This is a genomic window from Mesorhizobium silamurunense, from assembly GCF_014843905.1.
GTDB classification, from domain to species: domain Bacteria; phylum Pseudomonadota; class Alphaproteobacteria; order Rhizobiales; family Rhizobiaceae; genus Mesorhizobium; species Mesorhizobium silamurunense.
Genome location: NZ_LPVS01000027.1, coordinates 188,534 through 210,554 on the forward strand (window position 1 = coordinate 188,534; position 22,021 = coordinate 210,554).

At 63.9% G+C, this 22,021-nt stretch carries 18 protein-coding genes and 2 pseudogenes; 6 read left to right on the plus strand and 14 right to left on the minus strand.

Translation table 11 applies throughout. The features are described 5' to 3' along the window. The first annotated feature begins 2 nt into the window (after positions 1-2). The 4 genes from trpC to lexA all read left to right on the plus strand — a co-directional run bounded on the left by trpC (position 3) and on the right by lexA (position 3,368). Positions 3-815, plus strand: a complete 813-nt coding sequence (trpC, locus tag AU465_RS06790) for an indole-3-glycerol phosphate synthase TrpC (RefSeq protein ID WP_192245179.1) — start codon at positions 3-5, stop codon at positions 813-815. A gap of 2 nt (positions 816-817) precedes the next feature. After that, positions 818-1,312 carry a cyclic pyranopterin monophosphate synthase MoaC gene (gene moaC / locus AU465_RS06795; RefSeq protein WP_192245181.1) on the plus strand — a complete coding sequence of 165 codons (495 nt, stop codon included), beginning with the start codon at positions 818-820 and terminating at the stop codon, positions 1,310-1,312. Position 1,313: 1 nt separating this feature from the next. Further along, a complete protein-coding gene (locus AU465_RS06800; RefSeq protein WP_192245299.1) occupies positions 1,314-2,519 on the plus strand; it encodes a molybdopterin molybdotransferase MoeA in 1,206 nt (401 codons plus the stop codon). A gap of 114 nt (positions 2,520-2,633) precedes the next feature. Further along, positions 2,634-3,368 carry a transcriptional repressor LexA gene (lexA, locus tag AU465_RS06805; RefSeq protein WP_192245184.1) on the plus strand — a complete coding sequence of 245 codons (735 nt, stop codon included), beginning with the start codon at positions 2,634-2,636 and terminating at the stop codon, positions 3,366-3,368. Here lexA and AU465_RS06810 read toward each other — a convergent pair. Further along, positions 3,362-5,816, minus strand: a pseudogene (locus AU465_RS06810) (ComEC/Rec2 family competence protein). The gene lexA and the pseudogene AU465_RS06810 overlap by 7 nt on opposite strands. A 101-nt stretch (positions 5,817-5,917) precedes the next feature. Here AU465_RS06810 and gltX point away from each other — a divergent pair. Both gltX and gltA read left to right on the plus strand, forming a co-directional pair. Further along, the gene (gene gltX / locus AU465_RS06815) at positions 5,918-7,342 is read left to right on the plus strand and encodes a glutamate--tRNA ligase (RefSeq protein WP_192245186.1); all 1,425 of its coding nucleotides are present in this window, start codon (positions 5,918-5,920) and stop codon (positions 7,340-7,342) included. Positions 7,343-7,523: 181 nt separating this feature from the next. Beyond that, complete coding sequence (gltA, locus tag AU465_RS06820) at positions 7,524-8,852, plus strand: citrate synthase (protein WP_095777720.1); 1,329 nt, start codon at positions 7,524-7,526, stop codon at positions 8,850-8,852. A gap of 32 nt (positions 8,853-8,884) precedes the next feature. On the opposite strand, the gene lpxB is transcribed toward gltA, so the two are convergent. The 13 genes and pseudogenes from lpxB to AU465_RS06885 all read right to left on the minus strand — a co-directional run bounded on the left by lpxB (position 8,885) and on the right by AU465_RS06885 (position 21,991). Then, the gene (lpxB, locus tag AU465_RS06825; RefSeq protein WP_192245188.1) at positions 8,885-10,072 is read right to left on the minus strand and encodes a lipid-A-disaccharide synthase; all 1,188 of its coding nucleotides are present in this window, start codon (positions 10,070-10,072) and stop codon (positions 8,885-8,887) included. Beyond that, positions 10,062-10,976, minus strand: coding sequence for an LpxI family protein (locus AU465_RS06830; protein ID WP_192245190.1), 915 nt, complete (start codon positions 10,974-10,976; stop codon positions 10,062-10,064). Before AU465_RS06830 ends, lpxB begins: the two co-directional genes overlap by 11 nt. Continuing rightward, positions 10,951-11,787: an acyl-ACP--UDP-N-acetylglucosamine O-acyltransferase gene (gene lpxA, locus AU465_RS06835; RefSeq protein ID WP_192245192.1), complete on the minus strand. Its 837-nt coding sequence runs from the start codon at positions 11,785-11,787 to the stop codon at positions 10,951-10,953. Before lpxA ends, AU465_RS06830 begins: the two co-directional genes overlap by 26 nt. A gap of 15 nt (positions 11,788-11,802) precedes the next feature. Continuing rightward, complete coding sequence (fabZ, locus tag AU465_RS06840; RefSeq protein ID WP_192245194.1) at positions 11,803-12,264, minus strand: 3-hydroxyacyl-ACP dehydratase FabZ; 462 nt, start codon at positions 12,262-12,264, stop codon at positions 11,803-11,805. Then, positions 12,257-13,312 carry a UDP-3-O-(3-hydroxymyristoyl)glucosamine N-acyltransferase gene (gene lpxD, locus AU465_RS06845; protein ID WP_192245196.1) on the minus strand — a complete coding sequence of 352 codons (1,056 nt, stop codon included), beginning with the start codon at positions 13,310-13,312 and terminating at the stop codon, positions 12,257-12,259. Before lpxD ends, fabZ begins: the two co-directional genes overlap by 8 nt. Before the next feature lie 78 nt (positions 13,313-13,390). Continuing rightward, the gene (gene bamA, locus AU465_RS06850) at positions 13,391-15,763 is read right to left on the minus strand and encodes an outer membrane protein assembly factor BamA (protein WP_192245199.1); all 2,373 of its coding nucleotides are present in this window, start codon (positions 15,761-15,763) and stop codon (positions 13,391-13,393) included. Positions 15,764-15,981: 218 nt separating this feature from the next. Then, positions 15,982-17,124: an RIP metalloprotease RseP gene (gene rseP, locus AU465_RS06855; protein WP_192245201.1), complete on the minus strand. Its 1,143-nt coding sequence runs from the start codon at positions 17,122-17,124 to the stop codon at positions 15,982-15,984. 103 nt (positions 17,125-17,227) lie between these two features. Beyond that, complete coding sequence (locus AU465_RS06860) at positions 17,228-18,043, minus strand: phosphatidate cytidylyltransferase (protein WP_192245203.1); 816 nt, start codon at positions 18,041-18,043, stop codon at positions 17,228-17,230. An 11-nt stretch (positions 18,044-18,054) separates the two neighbouring features. Then, positions 18,055-18,786: pseudogene (locus AU465_RS06865) on the minus strand (isoprenyl transferase); the annotation flags it as partial. Positions 18,787-18,806: 20 nt separating this feature from the next. Then, complete coding sequence (frr, locus tag AU465_RS06870; RefSeq protein WP_192245207.1) at positions 18,807-19,361, minus strand: ribosome recycling factor; 555 nt, start codon at positions 19,359-19,361, stop codon at positions 18,807-18,809. A 90-nt stretch (positions 19,362-19,451) separates the two neighbouring features. Next, on the minus strand, positions 19,452-20,174 hold the full coding sequence (pyrH, locus tag AU465_RS06875; protein ID WP_059188649.1) for a UMP kinase: 723 nt from the start codon (positions 20,172-20,174) through the stop codon (positions 19,452-19,454). Between the two features lie 150 nt (positions 20,175-20,324). After that, positions 20,325-21,434 (minus strand): aldo/keto reductase, encoded by a 1,110-nt coding sequence (locus tag AU465_RS06880; protein ID WP_192245209.1) that lies wholly within the window; start codon positions 21,432-21,434, stop codon positions 20,325-20,327. Positions 21,435-21,463: 29 nt separating this feature from the next. Next, positions 21,464-21,991: a nuclear transport factor 2 family protein gene (locus AU465_RS06885; RefSeq protein WP_192245211.1), complete on the minus strand. Its 528-nt coding sequence runs from the start codon at positions 21,989-21,991 to the stop codon at positions 21,464-21,466. Between the last annotated feature and the right edge of the window lie 30 nt (positions 21,992-22,021).

The following is a 22,021-nucleotide window of genomic DNA, read 5'->3' on the forward strand; positions in this document are numbered from 1 at the left end:
CCTTGTCCGACATACTGCGCAAGATCGAAGCCTATAAGCGTGAAGAGATCGCCGCGGCGAAGCTCAGCGCGCCGCTTGCCGGTATCAAGGCCAAGGCCAAGGATACGGAGCCGCCGCGCGGCTTCCTCGCGGCGCTCGAGACCAAGCGGAAGGCTGGCGGCTTCGCGCTGATCGCCGAGATCAAGAAGGCCAGTCCCTCCAAGGGCTTGATCCGCGCCGACTTCGATCCGCCGGCGCTCGCCAGGGCATATCAGCAGGGGGGTGCTGCCTGCCTTTCGGTCCTGACCGACGCTCCGTCCTTCCAGGGCGCGCCGGGCTTTCTGACCGCGGCGCGCGCCGCCGTCGGCCTGCCCGCCCTGCGGAAGGATTTCCTCTTCGATCCATACCAGGTCTATGAAGCCAGGGCCTGGGGCGCGGACGCGATCCTCATCATCATGGCAAGCGTCGACGACGCTTTGGCCAGCGAGCTCGAAGCGACGGCCTGCGAACTCGGCATGGACGCGCTGGTCGAGGTGCATGACGAGAAGGAAACGGAGCGCGCGCTTCGCCTCTCGTCACGGCTGATCGGCATCAACAATCGCGATTTGAGGACGTTCGAGACCAGCCTCGACGTTTCCGAGCGGCTTGCCGCCATGGTGCCGGCCGACCGGCTGCTGGTCAGCGAGAGCGGCATCTTCACCCATCAGGATTGCCGCCGGCTGGAAAAGAGCAAGATCGGCACCTTCCTCGTCGGCGAGAGCCTGATGCGGCAGGCCGACGTGGCAGCCGCGACCTCGCTTCTGCTGACGGGCAAGGCGCCGGCCGAGGCCGTTTGAGGATGCCTGAGCTTACCCATCTCGGCGCCAAGGGCGAAGCCAACATGGTCGATGTCGGCGACAAGGCCGAGACGACACGCACGGCAATTGCCGAAGGTTTTGTTTCCATGCGGCCGGAAACACTGGAGATGATCCTCGCAGGCGACGCCAAGAAAGGCGACGTTCTGGGCACGGCGCGCATCGCCGGCATCATGGCGGCCAAGAAGACGCATGAGCTGATCCCGCTCTGCCATCCATTGCTTCTGACCAAGGTCGCCGTCGATATCGAGCCCGACCGCACGCTCCCCGGCCTAAGGGTGACCGCGCTTGCCCGCGTCACCGCCAAGACTGGGGTGGAGATGGAGGCGCTGACCGCGGCGTCGGTCGCCTGCCTCACCATCTACGACATGGCCAAGGCGGTGGACCGCGCCATGGTGATTTCCGGCATCAGGCTGGTCGAGAAGACCGGCGGCAAGTCGGGCGACTACAAAGCCGCCAAACATGGGGCAGGTTCTTAAGATGGCGCTGGTTCCGGTCGCCGAGGCGCTCGAGCGCCTGTTGGACGGCGCAACCGCGTTGCCTGGCGAAAGCGTTCCAATCGCCGAGGCGGCCGGTCGGGTGCTGGCCGAACCGGTGGTGGCGCTGCGCACGCAGCCACCGTTCAATGCGTCAGCGATGGACGGTTATGCCGCACGCTTTGCGGACGTGGCCTCGGCTCCGGCGCGACTCTCCGTGATCGGCATGGCGCCCGCCGGAAGCGGCTTTGCCGGCTCCGTCGGCAAGGGCGAGGCCGTGCGCATCTTCACCGGCGCGCCGCTCCCCGAAGGCGCCGACACCGTCGTCATCCAGGAGAATATCCGCGACCTCGGCGGCGGCGGCATCGAAGTGACCGAGCCGACCGCGCAAGGACGCAATGTCCGTCGCCGTGGGCTCGACTTTGGCCAGGGCGACCTGCTGCTCGAAAAAGGTCGCCAGCTCGATCCCGCGGCGCTTTCGCTGGCGGCGTCCGCCAACCATCCAAGCCTCAATGTGGTGCGTCGGCCGCTGGTTGCCATCATCGCCACGGGCGACGAGTTGCTGCCTCCCGGCAGCGCGCTCGGCCCCGACCAGATCATCTCGTCCAATGCCTATGGCGTCACAGCCACGGCCCAGTCGGTTGGAGCGCGCGCGCTCGACCTCGGCATCGCCGCCGACCGGCAGCACGCGATCGCGGCTTTGGTCAAGAAAGCGGTCTCAGCAGGCGCCGATATCATCGTCACTCTCGGCGGCGCCTCGGTCGGCGACCACGACCTGATCCACGACGTGCTCACCGGCGAAGGCATGCAGCTCGATTTCTGGAAGATCGCCATGCGTCCCGGCAAACCGTTGATGTTTGGCCGGCTTGGTAACATCCGCTGCCTTGGCCTGCCTGGCAATCCGGTGGCGAGCCTTGTCTGCTCGCAATTGTTCCTGAAGCCGCTTCTGGCGCGGCTGGGCGGCCGCAATTACCGACAGGACATCCGCACCGCGCGGTTGGCTGCCGCGATGCACGCCAACGATCTCAGGCAGGACTATGTGCGGGCCGTCGTGCGCGAGGAGGCCGGACAGTTGGTCGCGACACCGTTTGGCATCCAGGATTCCTCGATGCTGAGAATGCTTGCCGAGGCTAATGGCCTGATCGTGCGTGAGCCCTTCGCCCCGGCGGCGGAAGCCGGCGCCGAATGCAGCGTTCTGATGTTACGCTGAACAAAACGTCAACACATTCACTAAACTTTAAACGGTTGCGGAACACAACTGGAACAGATAGTGTTTGTTCTGGGTTTGTTTTCTGATTCTGGTTTCAGAACCCATGGGGTCGCCATGCTGACGCGCAAACAACATGAACTGCTGATGTTCATCCATGAACGGCTCAAGGAAAGCGGCATTCCGCCGTCTTTCGACGAGATGAAGGAAGCGCTCGACCTTGCCTCGAAGTCCGGCATCCATCGCCTGATCACGGCGCTGGAAGAGCGCGGTTTCATTCGCCGGCTGCCGAACCGGGCGCGCGCTCTTGAAGTCCTGAGGCTGCCCGATTCGATCGCGCCCGGCCTCAATGCGGCGAAGAAATTCTCGCCGAGCGTCATCCAGGGCGGCCAAGGCAATCTCGGCCGGCAGATCAAGCCTGCGGCGCCCTCGCGCACGCCTACGCCCAGCAATGACGACGACGCCGTTTCGGCCGTGTCCATTCCGGTTATGGGCCGCATCGCAGCGGGTGTGCCGATCGATGCCATCCAGCACCAGACGCATTCGATCACGGTGCCGCCGGACATGATCGCGGGCGGCGAGCACTACGCCCTGGAGGTCAAGGGCGACTCGATGATCGAGGCGGGCATCTTCGACGGCGATACGGTGATCATCCGCAACGCCAACACGGCTAGCCCCGGCGAGATCGTGGTGGCCCTTGTCGACGACGAGGAAGCGACGCTGAAGCGCTTCCGCCGCAAGGGTGCCTCGATCGCGCTCGAGGCCGCCAACCCGGCCTATGAGACCCGCATCTTCGGTCCCGATCGCGTCAAGGTGCAGGGCAAGCTCGTCGGGCTCATCCGCCGCTACTGAGTGGCTGGCTGCGTGGTCTGTGGCTTCTCAGGCTTCTTGTAAGGCGCTAACCCTCTCGCCTCGCGCGAGTAGCGCCGCTGTTCGTGCCAGGGGCGGTACGGTTTTTCGACGGCATATTGAATAGTTGGTCGCGCCGTCGCCGATTGCGGGTCGAAGAAGACGGCAGCACTGCCGTCACGCGCAAGCTGGCGCTTGGTGACGACGAGAATGCGCGGATCGCGGCAAGGATTGTAGGCCGTTGCGTCATTGATGACGATGAGGTCGGCGAAGCCGCAGGCCGGGCGAGCGCTGTTGCGATTTTCCGCCAACGCGACGATCGCGCCGGATGGGTGCCGGCCAATGCAGAGATCGCTCGTGCAGTAAAAGGGCGATCCCGGCGGCAGGTCGACGGGGTCGGCAATATCCAGCGCGCCTTTCGCAAATGTCTCCGGCGGCACGATTGTTTCGGCCTTGAGCGCGCGTTTCCAGTTCTCGGTGGTGAACTCGTTGGAGCGGGCACGGTTGACGGCGAGCTCGCCGCCGCCGATCGGCATGGCCACCAGATGCGCATCCTCCGAGATCAGCAGGTCCGGCGTGCGCACCTGCGGGATGGTCAGCAAGGCCGCGACTGCGAAAGGAATTGCGGCCAGCCTGAGCCAGGTGGTCGCCATAGTGCCGATGACGAGCGCGATCGTCGCCAACAGCACCGAGTGGATCGAGATCAGCCCCACGGCATCGACCGGCGACCATTCCGAAATGCACGCCGAGATCGCGATCATCGCCGTCAGGCCCTTGCCCATCACGTAGAGGAAAGGCCCGTCGAAGCCGAAGGGCATCATGACCGCGCTGGCGACAGCGAGGAACATCACGACCGTGACGATCGGCATGATCGCCAGATTGGCCAATAGGCTGAGTGGCGAGACGCGCTGGAAGTGCCAGATGGCAAACAGCGCCGTGGCACTTCCGGCGATGATCGACGTCAAAGCAGCGCCACCCGCTCCGGCTGCGAGCTTTCTGGACAGGAAGCCGACGAACGAGCGCTTGATCGGCGGCGCTCTCACTTTGTCGGCGCGGTAGTCGGCCCAGCCGGCGTAAGCGCCGACAAGGGCGGCCGTGGCTGCAAACGACATCTGGAAGCTCGGCCCAACCACTTCATGCGGCGACACCAGGATGACGGCAATGGCCGAGATCGCCAGGTTGCGCATCGTCAGCGCCGCGCGGTCGAACAGCACGGCGACCAGCATCACCGCCAGCATGATGAAGCTTCGCTCGGCCGGCGACCACCACGCCGGAGATGACGAGATAAGCGGCGATCGACACCAGCGCGATTGCCGCTGCGTATTTCTTCACCGGGCGCCGTGACGAAAAATCCGGAAACAGCGCGAACGCACCGCGCAGCAGAAGCATGACCGTGCCGGCGACCAGCGCCATGTGCAGGCCGGAAATCGAGATGATGTGATAGATGCCCGTCCGCCGCATCGCTTCGTTGATGTCCTCGGGAATGCCGGCGCGAACGCCGACGATCAGCGCCGCGGCGATCTCGCCTTCAGGACCGCCGACGGTGCTTCTGATATGATCGGCAATGTTTTCGCGCGCGTTCTCAATCGTCGAGGCGATGTTCGTCTCGGCGGGCGGGTCGGTTGTCGGAACGACTTTGGGATCGTCGAGGAAAAACCCGCTGCCTCCGATGCCGGAAAAATAGCTGTCGAAGGAAAAGTCATAGCTTTCGGGGCGGACCGGTCCGGTCGGCGGCAAAAGCCGTGCATAGCCCGTCACCAGCGATCCTGCCTTCATGTCGGGCGGGATCCTGCGCGCCGAAAGCCTGACGCGGTCCGGAGCGTAGCGCAGCTTCGGGTGCGCGGTCGAGACGAGGTCGATCGTCAACCTGACGCGGCCATTGGCCATCTCCTCGGCAACGACGACGCGCCCCGTCAGCCGCGTCTGGATCTCGGAACCGAGCATCGGTGTTGCGACCCGCCATGTCTCGACCTTCGCGGCGACAAAGCCCAAGGCGCAAAACAGCGCCGCCATGAAGACGAGATGCGTCTTCTACCAGGAGCGGGATACCGCTGCGCAGACAGCCATCAGCGCCACCGCCGCCAGCGGCCTGTAGAGATCCGGCTCGGCATTCAGGGAAAAATAGAGGATCACGCCGGCGGCCAGGAACACCGGCACCAGCAGGAAGCCGACGCCGCGGTCGAGTTCGGTGGCGGCCGCGACGGCGGCGCTCCGGCGAAACGCGAAAAACGAGGCGCCGCGGAACTGCCGGCGGATCCGGTCGATGGCTGCCGGCGGAGACGTCGGGCGGGCGGGGGCGCCGTCGGGCGACGGAACCTCCGCAGGCGGGTGTCGCTCGGGGAGCAAAACCGGTGCTGCTTCAGCAGGCATTGTGCCGGCAAACAGCAGGCGCTCGCTGACGCCAGCCGTCGTCCCCTCGCCCTCCTCCGCACCCCGGCCACGTCCAGCCATCGGGTCTGCCCCTTGCGCCCCAGACCTCCTATGCTACATCAACGCCGACCGCGCGAAAGTCCGCGCAATCACGCCCGCTTCAGTGCTTCCTCGAGAGTTCCATGTCCGACAAGGTCGTCACCCGCTTTGCCCCCTCGCCAACTGGCTACCTGCATATCGGCGGGGCGCGCACGGCGCTGTTCAACTGGCTTTACTCCAAGCACACCGGCGGCACGATGCTGCTGCGCATCGAGGACACCGATCGCGAACGCTCCACCGACGCTGCGACGGCTGCCATCCTGGACGGACTGACCTGGCTCGGCCTCTCATGGGACGGCGAGGCCGTGTCGCAGTTCGAGCGCGCGCCACGCCACCGCGAGGTGGCCGAGGAGCTCGTGCGCCTGGGCAAGGCTTATTACAGCTATGAGACGCCCGCCGAGTTGGAGGCGATGCGCGAGGCGGCGCGGGCCAAGGGCCTGCCGCCGCGCTACAACGGCCAGTGGCGCGACCGCGACCCGTCCGAGGCGCCCCCCGGCGTCAAGGGCGCCATCCGCATCAAGGCCCCGAAAGAGGGCGAGACGATCGTGCACGACCGCGTGCAGGGCGAGGTGCGCTTTCCGAACAAGGACCTCGACGACTTCATCATCCTGCGTTCGGACGGCAATCCGACCTACATGCACGCCGTCGTCGTCGACGATCACGACATGGGCGTCACCCACATCATCCGCGGCGACGACCACCTGACCAATGCCGCGCGCCAGACCGTGATCTACAACGCCATGGGCTGGACCGTGCCGTCGATGTCGCACATCCCGCTGATCCACGGCGCTGACGGCGCCAAGCTGTCGAAGCGCCACGGCGCGCTCGGCGTCGAAGCCTATCGCGCGATGGGCTATCTGCCGGAGGCCCTGCTCAACTATCTGGCGAGGCTCGGCTGGAGCCACGGCGACGACGAGGTGATGTCGATCAAGGACATGATCTCCTGGTTCGATATCGGCGACGTCAACAAGGGCGCCGCACGCTTCGACTTCGCCAAGCTCGAGGCGCTGAACGGCGTGCATATGCGCAAGATGGACGACAGCGCTCTCTTCGACGTCTTCGTCGCCACCCTGCCCTATCTCGAAGGCGGCCCGGCGCTCGCGGCCAAGCTCGATGACAGGCGCAAGGCACAACTGCTTGCCGCCATGCCTGGTCTCAAGGAGCGCGCGAAGACGCTGGTCGAGCTCGTGGACGGAGCCGCCTTTCTGTTCGCCGAGCGGCCGCTGCAGCTTGAGGAGAAGGCCGCCGGATTGCTCGGCATTGATGCGCGAGCCATTCTGCGCGGCGCCTATGCCGCGCTCGCCGCGATCTCCGGCGAATGGAGCGCCGCAGCCGCGGAAGCCGCAATTCGCGACTTTGCCCAGGCCGGCGGCCACAAGCTCGGCGCCGTGGCCCAACCGCTGAGAGCCGCGCTCACCGGCCGCAGCACCTCGCCCGGCGTGTTCGACGTGCTTGCCGTGCTGGGGCGCGAGGAAAGCCTGGCGCGGATTGGAGATCAAATCGATTAGGAGCGAACTGGCCCAAAAAGATTGGCATTGAAAGGTGTGTTTCGCAGTGCAACATTAGGCCCTGGCCCAATCTGGCACGCACCTCCTAAAATGCGGTGGCAAGTTCGCGCATTCCGGTGATTTCGACGTGTCGTTTGCAGGAATTGCCTTGCCGGCATGAGGAAACATAAAGGAGTTTGCAATGAGCGAAGCTGCGACAAAACTGGAATCGGGCGGCAAGGCGCGTGAGTCGACCGCAAGGCTCGAACTCGCCGGCAAGACCCACGAATTCAAGGTGCGAAGCGGCTCTACCGGGCCTGACGTCATCGATATCGGCGCGCTCTACAGCACCACCGGCGCCTTCACCTACGATCCCGGTTTCACCTCCACGGCGAGCTGCGAGTCGGCGATCACTTTCATCGACGGCGATGCCGGCATTCTCTTGCATCGCGGCTATCCGATCGACCAGCTTGCCGAGCATGGCGACTTCCTCGAGGTCTGCTACCTCCTGCTTTATGGCGAATTGCCGACCAAGGCGCAGAAGGACGACTTCGACTACCGCGTGACGCGCCACACCATGGTGCATGAACAGATGTCGCGCTTCTTCACCGGCTTCCGCCGCGACGCGCATCCGATGGCGGTGATGTGCGGCGTGGTCGGCGCGCTGTCGGCCTTCTATCACGACTCCACCGATATCTCGGATCCGTATCAGCGCATGGTCGCCTCGATGCGGCTGATCGCCAAGATGCCGACGATCGCGGCGATGGCCTATAAATACCATATCGGCCAACCCTTTATTTACCCGAAGAACGAGCTGAACTTCGCCGCCAACTTCCTGCACATGTGCTTTGCCGTGCCGTGCGAGGAGTACAAGATCAATCCGGTGCTGGCGCGCGCCATGGAGCGCATCTTCATCCTGCACGCCGACCACGAGCAGAACGCCTCGACCTCGACGGTGCGCCTTGCCGGTTCTTCGGGCGCCAACCCGTTCGCCTGCATCGCCGCCGGCATCGCCTGCCTCTGGGGTCCGGCGCATGGCGGCGCCAACGAGGCTGCCCTCAACATGCTGGGCGAGATCGGCCATGTCGACCACATCCCCGAGTTCATTGCCCGCGCCAAGGACAAGAACGATCCGTTCCGCCTGATGGGCTTCGGCCATCGCGTCTATAAGAACTACGATCCGCGCGCCAAGATCATGCAGAAGACGGCGCATGAGGTGCTGGGCGAGCTCGGCATCAAGGACGATCCGCTGCTCGACATCGCGATGGAGCTGGAAAAGATCGCGCTCACCGACGAATATTTCATCGAGAAGAAGCTCTATCCCAACGTCGACTTCTACTCGGGCATCACGCTGAAGGCGCTGGGCTTCCCCACCACCATGTTCACCGTGCTGTTTGCGGTTGCCCGCACCGTCGGCTGGATCGCGCAGTGGAAGGAAATGATCGAAGACCCGCACCAGAAGATCGGCCGCCCGCGCCAGCTCTACACCGGCGCCACGGAACGCGACTACGTGCCGATTGCGAAGAGGTAGGAATAGGGAATGGGCAGTAGGGAATAAGATGCCTACTGCCCACTGCCTACTGCCTTCTTCATGCATCCCAACACCACCTCGGCCGCGATCTCCCCCGATGGCCTCTCCGTTGCCATGCGCCTGGCGATCTCGGCGAAACCTGCCTTCTGCCAGGCGCGCACGCCGGTATCGGCAAACAGGGCTTCCAGCTGACGCGCCAGGTTCTCCGGCCTGACATACTGATCGTAGAACTCCGGCACCAGCGCGCGATCGGCGATCAGATTGGGCAGCAGCGCCGACCACGTCGTCACCAGGTGCTGCAGCAATTGCCGCGCTATCGGGTCGAGCTTGTAGCTGGAGACCATCGGAACACCGGATAGCGCCAGCTCCAGCGAAACCGTTCCGGACGCGATCAGAGCCGCGTCGGCCTTGCCGAAAGCCTGCCATTTGCGCTCCGGGTCGGTGATGATCTCGGGCTTCTCGTCCCAACTCGCGACCGACGTTTTCACCAAGTCAGCGACATGCGGCACCGTCGGCAGCAGCAGGCGCAACCGGTGGCCGCGCTGGCGCAGGACCGACATTGCCTTGCCGAACGGCTCGATCAGCCGACGCACCTCGCCGCGGCGTGAGCCCGGCAGCACCAGCAGCGTCTTGACGCGATCCTCCGACAGGTCGCGCGGCAAGCTCTGCGCCTTGACGGCGCTGAGTACGCCAGGATCCTGCGTCAGCCGGTGGCCGACATAGGTGCCGGGTGGCCCGCCGAGCCGGGCAAGCCCCTTCACTTCGAAAGGCAGAATGCAAAGGATGTGATCGACATAGGGTTTCATTGCCGCCGCCCTGCCCGGTCGCCACGCCCAAACGCTCGGGCAGACATAGTGGACGATCGGGATAGTTGGCGCGGCGGCACGGACCTTTTTGGCGACGCGCAACGAAAAGTCAGGGCTGTCGATGGTGATCAGGCAATCCGGCCGCTCCGCCGCAATGGTGGCTGCCGTCTGGCTGATCCGGCGCATCAGCCGCGGCAGGTCGCGCAAGACGGCGCTGAAGCCCATCAGCGCGATCTCGCTGCCGTCGAAGAGCGGTGTCAGCCCCAGTTCCTGCAGATGCCGGCCGCCAATGCCGACGAGCTGGATCTTACGGCCGGTGGTCTTCTCGAGCGCGCGCACGATGTCAGCGCCGAGCAGGTCGCCGGATTCCTCGCCGGCGACGATGGCGATCCTGAGCGGCTTCTCACCTACCATCAGCCGGCTCCGTCGCGGGAAGCCCGACGATGAACAAGCCAAGCGCATTGGCTCGCGCCAATGTTGTCGGGCCTTCGAGAATGAGCGAGCGGCTCGCCTCGACTGCGATGCCGGCCAACCCGGCGGCATGTGCCGCCTCGACCGTCTGCGGGCCGATCGAGGGAAGGTCGGCGCGCAGTTCCTGACCCGGCTTGGCGCATTTGACGAGCACGCCGCGCGTCTTTCCGGCGAGCCGGCCGTGCCCGCGCAATTCGCGTGTCCTTTCGAGCAGGCCCTTGGTGCCCTCGATGCCTTCCAGCGCAATCACCCTTCCTCCGACCGCAACCGCCGCCTGGCCGATGTCCAGCGCGCCGATCGCCTTGGCCGCCGCACGGCCTGCCTCGATATCGCGCCAATCCGATTGCTTAGGTCCTGTGGCGGTGAGTGTGCCCTCGCCGGCGGTAAGCTCCGCGACGATCTCATGTGCGCCGACAACCGTGATGCCGCGCTTTTCCAGCCCGCGGGTAAGAACCTTCAAAAGTCCGTCGTCGCCGCGCGCCAGCGCAATGATCACCGAGGGAATTATCGCCAGCAGACCGGGAGTCGGGCGTATCTTGGTGAGCCGTGGCCTGCGCCTGATCTCGCCGGCCAGAACCAGGTGGCTGATGCCTTGGCGTTTCAGCAAGGGAAGCAAGGAGCCGATGTCTTCCAGCGCGAGCGTCGCCTGCTCATAGGCGGCGAAGTCCGCTTCGCGATCCACCTCGCCCTTGGCCAGGATGATGAAAGGCGGATGTCCTTGCTTGGCCAGGCCTTCCGCCACTTCGACCGGCAGGCTGCCGCCACCGGCAATGATGCCGACCCTGGAGCCCGGCGCGAGAGCAAGCCTTGCTTCGGCGGGCTCAGCCCTCGTCATCGCCGTCGTCATTGCCGCCGCCACCCTTGAGCGACGGGACGGCATAGTGCCGCTTGCCACGGCTGGTGATGAAGTCGATGATCTTCATGGCCGCTGGCGACGAGGCGAATTCGGCCTTGGCGATTTCCACATTCTCGCCAACGGTCCGGGAGCGGTCGAAAATCGTCCTATAGGCCTTGCGCAGCAGGTAGATCTCAGAGCGCGGCAGGCCGGAGCGCTTCAAGCCGATGATGTTGAGGCCACGCAGGCTGGCGCGATTGCCGACGGCAATGGCATAGGGGATGACGTCGCCGACAAAGGCCGAGCACCCACCGAGAAAGGCGTTGTCGCCGACACGCACGAATTGATGAACGGCGCTGAGGCCGCCGATATAGACGTTGTCGCCGATCTCGCAATGCCCGCCGAGCGTTGCCCCATTGGCGAAGGTGGCGTTCTTGCCGACGACGCAATCGTGGGCGATGTGGGCATAGGCCAGGAAATTGCCGTTGTCGCCCACGGTCGTCTCACCCCGGCTGGAATCCGTGCCGAGATGCATGGTGACGCCTTCGCGGATCGTGCAGTTCTCGCCGATGACCAGCGTGGTGCGGCCGCCCTTGTGCTTTGTGTTCTGCGGCGGGCCACCCAGGATCGCCATCGGATAGACCTTGGTCGCGGCGCCGATGGTGGTCGCGCCCATCACCGCGACGTGGCTGACCAGCTCGACACGGTCACCGATCACCGCGTCGGCGCTGACATGGCAGAATGGCCCGATGCGGACGCCCTCGCCGATCTGGGCCCCTTCTTCGACGACCGAGGAAGGATGGATTGATGTCGCAACTTTCATGAGCATTTCGAACCGTCAGCCGGTGACCATCATAGCCGAAACTTCGGCTTCGGCGGCTTTTGCGCCATCCACTATCGCCTCGCAGGCGAATTTCAGCAGGTTGCCGCGCTTCTTGATTTTCTTGACGTGAATCCTGAGCTGATCGCCCGGAACGACCGGCTTGCGGAACTTCGCGTTGTCGATGGTCATGAAATAAACCAGCGACGGCTTTTCCGTGTTGAGGCTGCGGATGCAGATCGCGCCCGCGGTCTGCGCCATAGCCTCGATGATGAGCACGCCCGGCATCACCGGCTGCTGCGGAAAATGACCCTGGAAATGCGGCTCGTTGATGGTCACGTTCTTGATGCCGACCGCGGACTCGTCGCCGTCGATATCGACGATGCGGTCGATCAGCAGGAACGGATAGCGGTGCGGCAGGAGCTTCATGAGCCCCATTATGTCGACCGCCTCGAGTGTCGTTGCCACCATGTCAGCCATTTCCGTCGCCCTGCTTGCGCGTCCTGGCCAGCCTGCGCAGCATCGCGATCTCGCGCATGGCTTCCGCCATCGGCTGCGCCGGATAGCCTCCCCAGACCTCGCCCGCCGGCACGTTGCTCATGAATCCACTTCTCGCAGCAAGCTTGGCTCCCGGACCGATGGTCAAATGGTCGGCAAGGCCGACACCGCCACCCATGGTGACGTTGTCGCCCACGACGACGGAACCGGAAATACCCGAAAGCCCGGCTATAATGCAATTGCGACCGATGCGAACATTGTGGGCGATCTGCACCAGATTGTCGATCTTGGTGCCTTGTCCGATGACGGTGTCGGACATCGCGCCGCGGTCGACGGTCGAGTTGGAGCCGATCTCGACGTCGTCCTGGATAATGACGCGACCGATCTGCGGCACGCGCTCAGGGCCCTTGGCACCGGCCACGAAGCCGAACCCGTCCTGGCCGATCCTTGCGCCGCCATGAATGATGACGCGGTTGCCGATCAGCGCATATTGGATGCTGGCGCCCGGGCCGACGTAACCGTCGCGCCCTATCTTGCAGGAGCGGCCAATGACGGCGTGGGGCGCGATGACCGTGCCGGCGCCAACGGAAGCGTCGGGACCGATCACGGCGCCTGCCTCTACGATCGCACCGGCTTCGACATGCGCGGACGGATCGATATGCGCCTGCGGCGAAATGCCGGTTTCGCCGGTCATCGGCCCTGGAGTGGCGGCTTGCGGAAAGAGGAGCCGCCCGACCATGGCGAAGGCCTGCTGCGGGCGCGGATGCACCAGCACCGCGATCCCTTGCGGGGCTCTGGTGGCGAAGTCGGCGGGACAGAGAACGGCAGCCGCCTTGAGCGCCTGCATCAAAGCGAAATTGCGCTTGCCGTCGACAAAGACGAGCGCACCATCGCCGCCCTCATTGGCGGGCGCCAGCGCTTCGATGGCGATATCGGCCTGCGAGGCATCAACGAGATTGGCGCCGGTCAGATTCGCGACCTCGCCAGCCGTATACCGGCGTGAAGGCGCGAAGAACACCGGATCGGTCATTCCACAAACATTATCCAGCTCGGTCGGATCAGTGTCTTCCGGGCCGTCAAGCGACCCGGAAACATCGTAACCCGCGGATTAGAAACGGGTCGCTATGCCGAAGTTGAATTCCTGCACGTCGTCGGTCGCTTCCTTCTTGACCGGGACCGCATAGTCGATGCGGATCGGGCCGAACGGCGAAGCCCACATCAGGCCGATACCGACCGAGGCACGCAACTTCATGCCGGTTGAGGAAGGATCAACCAACGCATCGCCCAGTTTGTTACCGTACAGGGTCGCCGCATCCGCGAACACAGCACCGCGCAGGCCGAAGCTTTCCGGGATGACTGGCAGCGGGAACTGGGCTTCCGCAGAGGCATTGAAGTAAGTCGTGCCGCCGAGATGGTCACCGCTCGTTCCAGCAGCTACCGGGCCAATACCGCCATATTCGAAACCGCGGATCATGCGGTCGTTGCTTTGGAAGTAGTCAAAGATACGCAGATCGTTGCTGCCATAGCCGGCGATATAGCCCGCGCCACCCGAAACCAAGCCGACAAGGTCTAGTTGCTCCGACAACGTCTGATACACGCTTGCGCGCCCGGTCAGCTTCACCCACTTCGCATCGCCGCCGAGACCGGCGAACTCGGTCGTGCCGGTGATGTAGAGACCCTCATGCGGGTTCTTCATGTCGTCGATGGTGTTGTAGACCATGCCCAAGCTGACCGAAGACTTCAGCCAAGGGCTCTCGTCAATACCGTTGAGAATGGCCTGCGAGATGTCACAGCCGGCGTCAGGAACGCCGTCACCATTGGCATCGCAGCCGTCGGAAAGCTTATATTTCTCTTGCGAGATATTGTACGCCAGTTGCGTCGAGATGCTGTCGGTGATCGGCAGGCCGAACCGTATGGTCGCGCCTGTAACGTCGGTGTCATAGTGGCTGTACTCGCGGGTCGACTTGTAGATATCGAAGCCCGCCGCAATGCGCCGGCCGAGGAAATACGGCTCGGTGAAGGAGATCGCGTAGTCGCGCGAGTGCTTGCCGCCGCCGGCCGACAGCTTGATGTACTGGCCGCGGCCGAGGAAGTTGCGCTCGGTGATCGAACCTTCGACGGATGGGCCCGGCGTGTCGCCACCGGTCGAATAGCCGGCGCCGACCGAGAACTCGCCGGTCGACTTCTCGACCACGTCAACGACCAGGACGACCTGGTCGGGAGCCGATCCGGGAACAGTCGAGATGTCGACTTTTTCAAAGTAATCCAGTGCTTCCAGCCGCTTCTTCGCGCGCTGGATGAGAACCTGGTTGAACGCGTCGCCTTCGCTGACGTCGAATTCGCGGCGGATGACATAGTCGCGCGTGCGGTCGTTGCCGCGGATTTCGATGCGCTCGACATAGGCCTTGGTGCCCTGGTCGATGGTGTAGACGACCGAGATCGTATGATTCTCGAAATTGCGGTCGCCGCGCGGCGTCACCTGGGCAAAGGCGTAGCCCGAACCGGCGACCTTCTCGGTCAGCGCGACAATCGAATCCTCGACGTCCTTGGCGTTGTAGACATCGCCCTTGTGGGTCTCGACCACCGATTCCAGCGACTTGGAGTCGACCTCGGGAATGGTGCTCTCGACGCTGATGTCGCCGAAGGTGTAGCGCTCGCCTTCCTGCACGGTGATGGTGACCGTGTATTTGTTAGTGGTGTCGTCGAGCTCGCCGACAGCGGAAACGACCTGGAAGTCGGCATAGCCGTGGTTGTAGTAGAAGCGACGCAGCAGCTCCTGGTCGGCGCGCAGCTTGTCCTCGTCATAGACGTCGTCGCGCAGCACGAACGAAAGCCAGGACGAACGTTTGGTGTTGATCACGTCCGAAAGGCGGCGGCTGGAAAACGCGCTGTTGCCAACGAAGTTGATGGCCGCGATCTGGGTACGGCCGCCTTCGTTGATGTTGAAGACCACGTTCACGCGATTGTCGCCGAGATCCATGATCTGGGTGGTCACGGCAGCGTCGTCGCGGCCGATGCGCCGATAGGCGGCCTTGACCGCCTCGACGTCGGCATCGAGCGCCTGCTGCGAGAAGGTCGCGCGTGGCTTCAGCTGGATGGCAGCCTGGAGCGCGTTGTCCTTGAGCTTCTTGTTGCCCTGGAACAGGACCTGGTTGACGACCTTGTATTCGGAAACCTTGACGACCAGGGTCGAGCCGACCTGATTGATCTGGACGTCCGAGAACAGCCCGGTGCCGAACAGCGCCTTCACGGCGCTATCGATATCGGCGCTTGAAAACGCCTTGCCGGGCTTGATCGAGATGTAGTTGCGGATGGTTTCGGCATCGACACGCTGGTTGCCGCTGACCTCTACCCTGCTGACCACCGCTGCTTCGGCTACCGATGTGGCAACGAACTGCACTGCGAGCGCGCCTGGCAAAACCAGGGCGGCGGACAAAGCCGCCGCGGACGCGGCGCTCAGAAACTTGGATGCTGCCTTCATCGGGCTTTTGTACCTTTTTCTCGTAGTCCCCACGGCGAGAAAACCGGACGTGCGGTATTTTCCCTTACCGTATTAACCGGATTTTCCCTACACGCAAGGCTCCCGGTTAATTTGTATTTACTTAACCCTGATGCGTGGCTTTCGCGTCACGCATATCCCCACGCATGGTAAACGGCGTCTCAATATGGCCGGGCCCGAAGCCAAATTTCTTCATGATTTCAGCACCCAAACAGATCATTCCAAAAAACGAAGCCCATGAATCCGAGCACCAGAAAGAGACCCGCCCGGTAGGCTATCTCCATCATCCGCTCCGACACAGGCCGCCTTATGACGGCCTCCACGCCGTAGAACAAGAGGTGGCCGCCGTCGAGAGGAGGAATCGGCAGAAGATTGAGAATCCCTATCCCGACTGACAAGAATGCAACAAGCTGCACCAGCCACTCGAAGCCGAGCTTGGCTGCCTGACCCGACATTTTTGCGATCTTGATCGGTCCGCCGAGCTGACACTTGTCCTCGCGCCCGATGACAAACCGCTTCAGGAACTGGCCGGTGCGCTCGATGACATGCCCGGTTTCCTCGAAAGCCGCCGCCAGCGCGCCCGCGGGCGTGTAGGAGACCAATCGCGGCTGCCCGAGCTCGGCGTTGTTGGCGACGCCGATGATCGCCACCTTGACCTTGTTGCCCAGCGCATCCTGCTGCTCCATCGGCTCCGGCGTCGCCGTGACGGTGATTTCGGTGCCGTCGCGCAACATGGTGAAAGTGATGGCGTCGCCGGCGCGGCCCGAGACCAGGCGCTGAACGTCGGCGAAGGTCTCCACCTTGCTGCCGTCGACTTTGACGAATCGGTCACCGGGCTGGATGCCTGCCCGCGCCGCCGGGCTGCCGGCGGTGACTTCGGCCACGGTCGGCTCCATGACCGGGCGGCCGTATAGCGAGAACAGCACCGCGAAGACGGCGATCGTCAGCAGGAAATTGAACAGCGGTCCGGCGACGACGGTCGCCGCGCGTTTCCAGATCGGCTGGGTATGGAAGGCGACCTTGCGCTCGGCCTCGGTCAGCGATTCGAGGTCTTCGGCGCTCAGCTGGCTCGATGACGCATTCATGTCGCCGACGAATTTGACGTAGCCGCCGAGCGGGATGGCGCAAAGCTTCCAGCGGGTGCCGTGGCGGTCGTTGAAACCAAAGAGTTCCGGGCCGAAGCCGATGGCAAAAGCCTTCACTCCGATGCCGCACCAGCGGCCGACAAGGTAGTGGCCCATCTCATGGACGAACACCACGACGGTAAGCACGAACAGGAACGGCACCAGGGTGCCGAGGACAAAGCCTTGCGTGCTGAAGAGCGCGTGAAGAATCTCGTTCAAGTCATGCCCTCAAATTCGCCCAGCGCGACCGTCCGCCGCGACTGTGGCATCAATCCGGGCGAATCCGTGGCACGCGTCGTTTTTCGCCCAGCGGCGACGCCATTCAGTTTGGAAACAGCCCCGTTGCCGGATGATCGGCGCCCGCCGCAATCCAACCGATGACGTACAGGGCAAAAGCCGCCGCGACAAGCCCATCGACCCTGTCCATGACACCGCCATGCCCAGGAATCAGATTGCTCGAATCCTTGCAGCCGTGCCGACGCTTGACCCAGGATTCGAAGAGGTCGCCGACCTGCGAGACGATCGAGAGCACCAGCGCCACGAGACCGAGCATGACGAGATTGTCCGCTCTGGCCGCGATTGCCAGCAGCAGTCCGGCGACAACACCGCCGACGGCGCCGCCAAGCGCGCCGCTTTGCGTCTTGCCGGGCGAGATCGACGGCGCCAGCTTCGGGCCGCCGACCGCGCGGCCGACGAAATAGGCCGCTATGTCGGTCGCCCAGACCACCGCGAACAGAAAGAGAATGGCGATCAAGCCGGCATGGTCGCTACCACGCAGCAGCGCCAGCGACAGGCTGGAGAGAGACGCATAGGCCAGGCCGGCTGCGTCCCAATGCGTCGTTCCGCGCATCTGAGCGCCGGCGACGGTGATGACGACCAGCGCCACCACAAGGATCAGAAGCCAGGCCGCCGGCACGCCGGCAATCAGGGTGCCGACAAAAGCCAGCAACAGCGCCTCCGGCAAAAAGCCCAGGCTCCCGCCGGTAGCAGGGCGCGACATGCGCGACCATTCGTAGAATATGATGGAGGCAAGGAAGCTGCAGAACAGCCGGAACGGCAGCCCCCCGAGCCAGGTGAGCGCAAGCGTGACCGCCGCCATCACGATGGCCGAGATGACGCGCTGCTGGAGATTGCTCATCGATGCCGGCGCTACAAGGCGACGTCGCGGGCGGCGAGCCCGCCGAAACGGCGCTCCCGGCCGGCAAAGTCGCGCAGGGCGTCGGCGAGATGCTCCCGGCTGAAGTCCGGCCAGTAACAGGGCAGGAAGACGAGCTCACTGTAGGCGGCCTGCCACAAGAGGAAGTTCGACAGCCTGAGCTCGCCGCTGGTGCGGACCACCAGGTCGGGATCGGGAATGCCTTCGGTGTCGAGCGAACCGGCAAAGCTCTCCATCGTGATCGCGTCGCTTGTCATCTCGCCGCGCGCCACGGCGGCGGCAAGCTTGCGCGCGGTGCGCACGATCTCGTCGCGGCCGCCATAGTTGAAGGCGATGACCAGCGTCAGCGCCTCGTTGGCCGCGGTCAGCGATTCGGCTTCCTGCAGCAGGCCCCTGATGTCCGGCTGCAGCCCTTCCCTGTCGCCAATCACCCGCACCCGCACGCCGTTCTGGTGCAGTTCGGCGAGATCGCGGCGGATGAAGAGCTTCAAGAGACCCATCAGGTCGCTGACTTCGGATTTCGGCCGCGACCAGTTTTCCGAAGAGAACGCGTAGACCGTCAGGTAGGAGATGCCGAGCTCAGGCGCGGCGCGCACCGTCTTGCGCAAGGCCTCGACGCCGGCGCGATGGCCGGCAAGCCTCGGCATGCCGCGCGCCTTGGCCCAGCGTCCATTTCCGTCCATGATGATCGCGACATGCGCGGGCGTTGCCATGGTCTCGCTTTCGAGCCGGTGAGAAACCGACCCTAAACCTGCATGATTTCAGCTTCCTTATCGGAAAGCAGGTGATCGATGGTGCTGATCATCTCGTCGGTCAGCTTCTGTACCTGGTCGGAGCGCTTGCGATGATCGTCCTCGCTGATCGTGCCGTCCTTTTCGGCCTTCTTGAGGAAATCCATGCCGTCGCGACGGACATGGCGAACCGCGACGCGGGCGTTCTCGGCATAGCCATGCGAGATCTTGACCAGTTCCTTGCGGCGCTGCTCGTTGAGCTCGGGCAAAGGAATCCTCAGATTGGTGCCGTCGACGATCGGATTGAAACCGAGATTGGCTTCGCGGATAGCCCGGTCGACGGCGCTGACCATCGACTTGTCCCAGACCGAGACCGAAATCATGCGCGGCTCCGGCACCGTGACGTTGGCCACCTGGTTGATCGGCATCGTCGTGCCATAGGCCTGCACCTGGACGGCGTCGAGCAGGTTGCTGGAGGCGCGACCGGTGCGCAGCGAAGCGAGATCGTGCTTGAAGGCCGCGACCGCCCCGTCCATGCGCCGCTTGAGATCGTCATACTCGCCACTCATGATCATCTCCTCGACCCGTTCGCCGGGTTCACTGCTTGTCTTCTAGTCTCGTCCGGAAACCGGCAATTATTTAGCCGACCCCGGCCCCGGTCAATTGTCCGCGACGATCGTGCAACGGCCGCCGCCCCTCAGAATTTCGCCGAAACCACCTTTTTCGTGGATCGAATAGACGATTATCGGAATGTTGTTTTCGCGCGCAAGTGCAATCGCGGCCGTATCCATGATCGTAAGCCCGCGTTTTATGACTTCGGCATGACTTATGCGGTCGAAGCGCACCGCGTTCGGATCCTTTTTCGGGTCGGCCGAATAGACGCCATCGACCTGCGTGCCCTTGAACAGCGCGTCGGCGCCGATCTCGGCGGCGCGCAGCGCCGCGGCCGAATCGGTGGTGAAGAACGGATTGCCGGTGCCGCCGGCGAAGATCACCACCTTGCCCTGGTTCATATAGGCGGTCGCCTGGCGCTGCGAGAAGCTTTCGCAGAGCTCCGGCATGGCGATGGCCGAAAGCACCACGGCATCGACGCCGATCTTGTTCAGCGAGGTGCGCAGCGCCAGCGAGTTGATGACGGTGGCGAGCATTCCCATGTGGTCGCCGGTGACGCGGTCGCCGCCCTTGGAGGCGACGGCCACGCCGCGGAAGATGTTGCCGCCGCCGATGACGACGCCGACTTCGATGCCGAGCGCCCGCGCTTCGGCAATGTCGGCCGCGATGCGATCGACGACCGAAACGTCGATGCCGAAATGCTGTTCTCCCATCAACGCTTCGCCCGAAGCTTTCAGCAAGACACGTCGATAGAGGGGCTTCACCGTCATCTGGTTCCTCGAAAATCTCGGCGCGGGCAAATCTGGAGGCGAAAGCTGCCCCGCTTCGCCTGGCGGCGCTGGCACGACGGTTCGACCCGATACACGAAGGGCGCGGCGATGTCACGCCGCGCCCTTGCGCAAAATCCCAGGCTTTTTCGATCAGTTGCTGCTGACGCTGACCGCCTCGCCTTCGATCAGGACCGGCAGAGAATAGCCGGACGGTTTGTCGCCGGTCGCGGCGCCGCCGGTCACCCTCCCCTGGATCTCGGGCCCGAAATAGGAATGTGGGAACGGTGCCGGCATGTTGCTCGCCGAACCGAGCCGCTTGCGGAGCTCTGGAGCAATCGAAAAATCGAGCGCCGCGAGATTGTCCTGCAATTGGGCAAGCTTCGTCGCGCCAAGGATGACTGTGGCGATGCCGGGCTGCGTCGCCGCCCAGTTGAGCGCTACCTGCGCCATGCTGCGGCCGAGTTCGGAAGCCACCTTCTCGAGCTCGGCCACGATTGCCCAGTTGCGGTCGCTGAATTTCTGGAAACCCGGATGCGTGGTGTTGCGAAAACCATCGAGCCGCCCGGCGTTCCCGGCCTGCGTCGGGCGGTATTTGCCGCTGAGCAGCCCGCTGGCCAGCGGGCTCCAGACCATGATGCCGGCGCCGTGACGTGTCGCGAAAGGCACGAATTCATGCTCGATCGTGCGCTCGGTCAGCGAATATTCGAGCTGCAGGGCCGAGATCGGCTCATAGCCGCGCAGTTCGGCGATCGCCTGTGCCCGGCCCGCATACCAGGCCGGCACGTCGGAAAGGCCGACATGGCGTATCTTGCCCGCGCGAACGAGGTCGTCTAGCGTCCGCAACACCTCCTCGGCCGGCGTCAGCCTGTCCCAGACATGCATGAGATAGAGGTCGATATAGTCGGTTCCGAGGCGCTTCAGCGAAGCGTCCACGGCGCGCATGATGTTCTTGCGGCCGTTGCCGCCGGCATTCGGATTGCCGGGATCCATGTTCATCGTGAATTTGGTGGAGATCACCGCCTTGTCGCGCAAGCCGCGCTCGGCGACGAATTCGCCGAGCCAGGTCTCGGCGGTACCGCCCGTGTAGAGATCGGCGGTGTCGAAGAAATTTCCGCCTGCCTCGACATAGGCATCGAACATGGCGCGGGCGGTTTCCCTGTCAGCGCCCCAGCCCCATTCTGTGCCGAAGGTCATGGTGCCCAGTGCCAGCCGGCTGACGCGCAGGCCGCTGTTGCCAAGCGTGTAATAGGTCATGCTCATGATGTGTTCCGATCGTGCTTGATGTCTGACTATTGGCCGGGGGTCGACTTGACCCAGGGATTGCCGCGCTCATGCGTCATGCGGAAGGTGAAGCCGTCGACCTTCCAGCCGGCGCCGGAGCGGATAAGGTGGTGCTCGTAGGTGCCCCAGACTTCCCATAGCGGGTCGCCATTTCCTTCCATCCGGTTCCAGGCATAGCCGTTGGAACGGACGGTCGCCGTATCGGCCTTTATGTCGATCTGATGGTTGGTTCGCAGATGCAGGCTGGTCTTGCTGCCCTTGAGGTTAGCCGCCCAGGTGCCGATCAGGTCGTCGGAGGCGATGGTGGCCGGCGGCTGCCCGGAAAGGCTGCTGAAATCGACCGTGACGCGATCGGCGAAGTAGCTGCGCGCAAGATTCCAGTCCTGCGCATCGACGGCGCGGTCGATGGCATCCGCGATGCGGATGACCGCGCGCTCGTCGGCAAGCGCCTGCCAGCCAGCCGGTTCGGCTCCACCGGCATCGACCGGCGCCAGCGCCAGTCCTGCCACGAAAGTCACATGTCTCAACGCATTCATGTCTCTTCTCCTCGAGCATCAGCCCGCCGC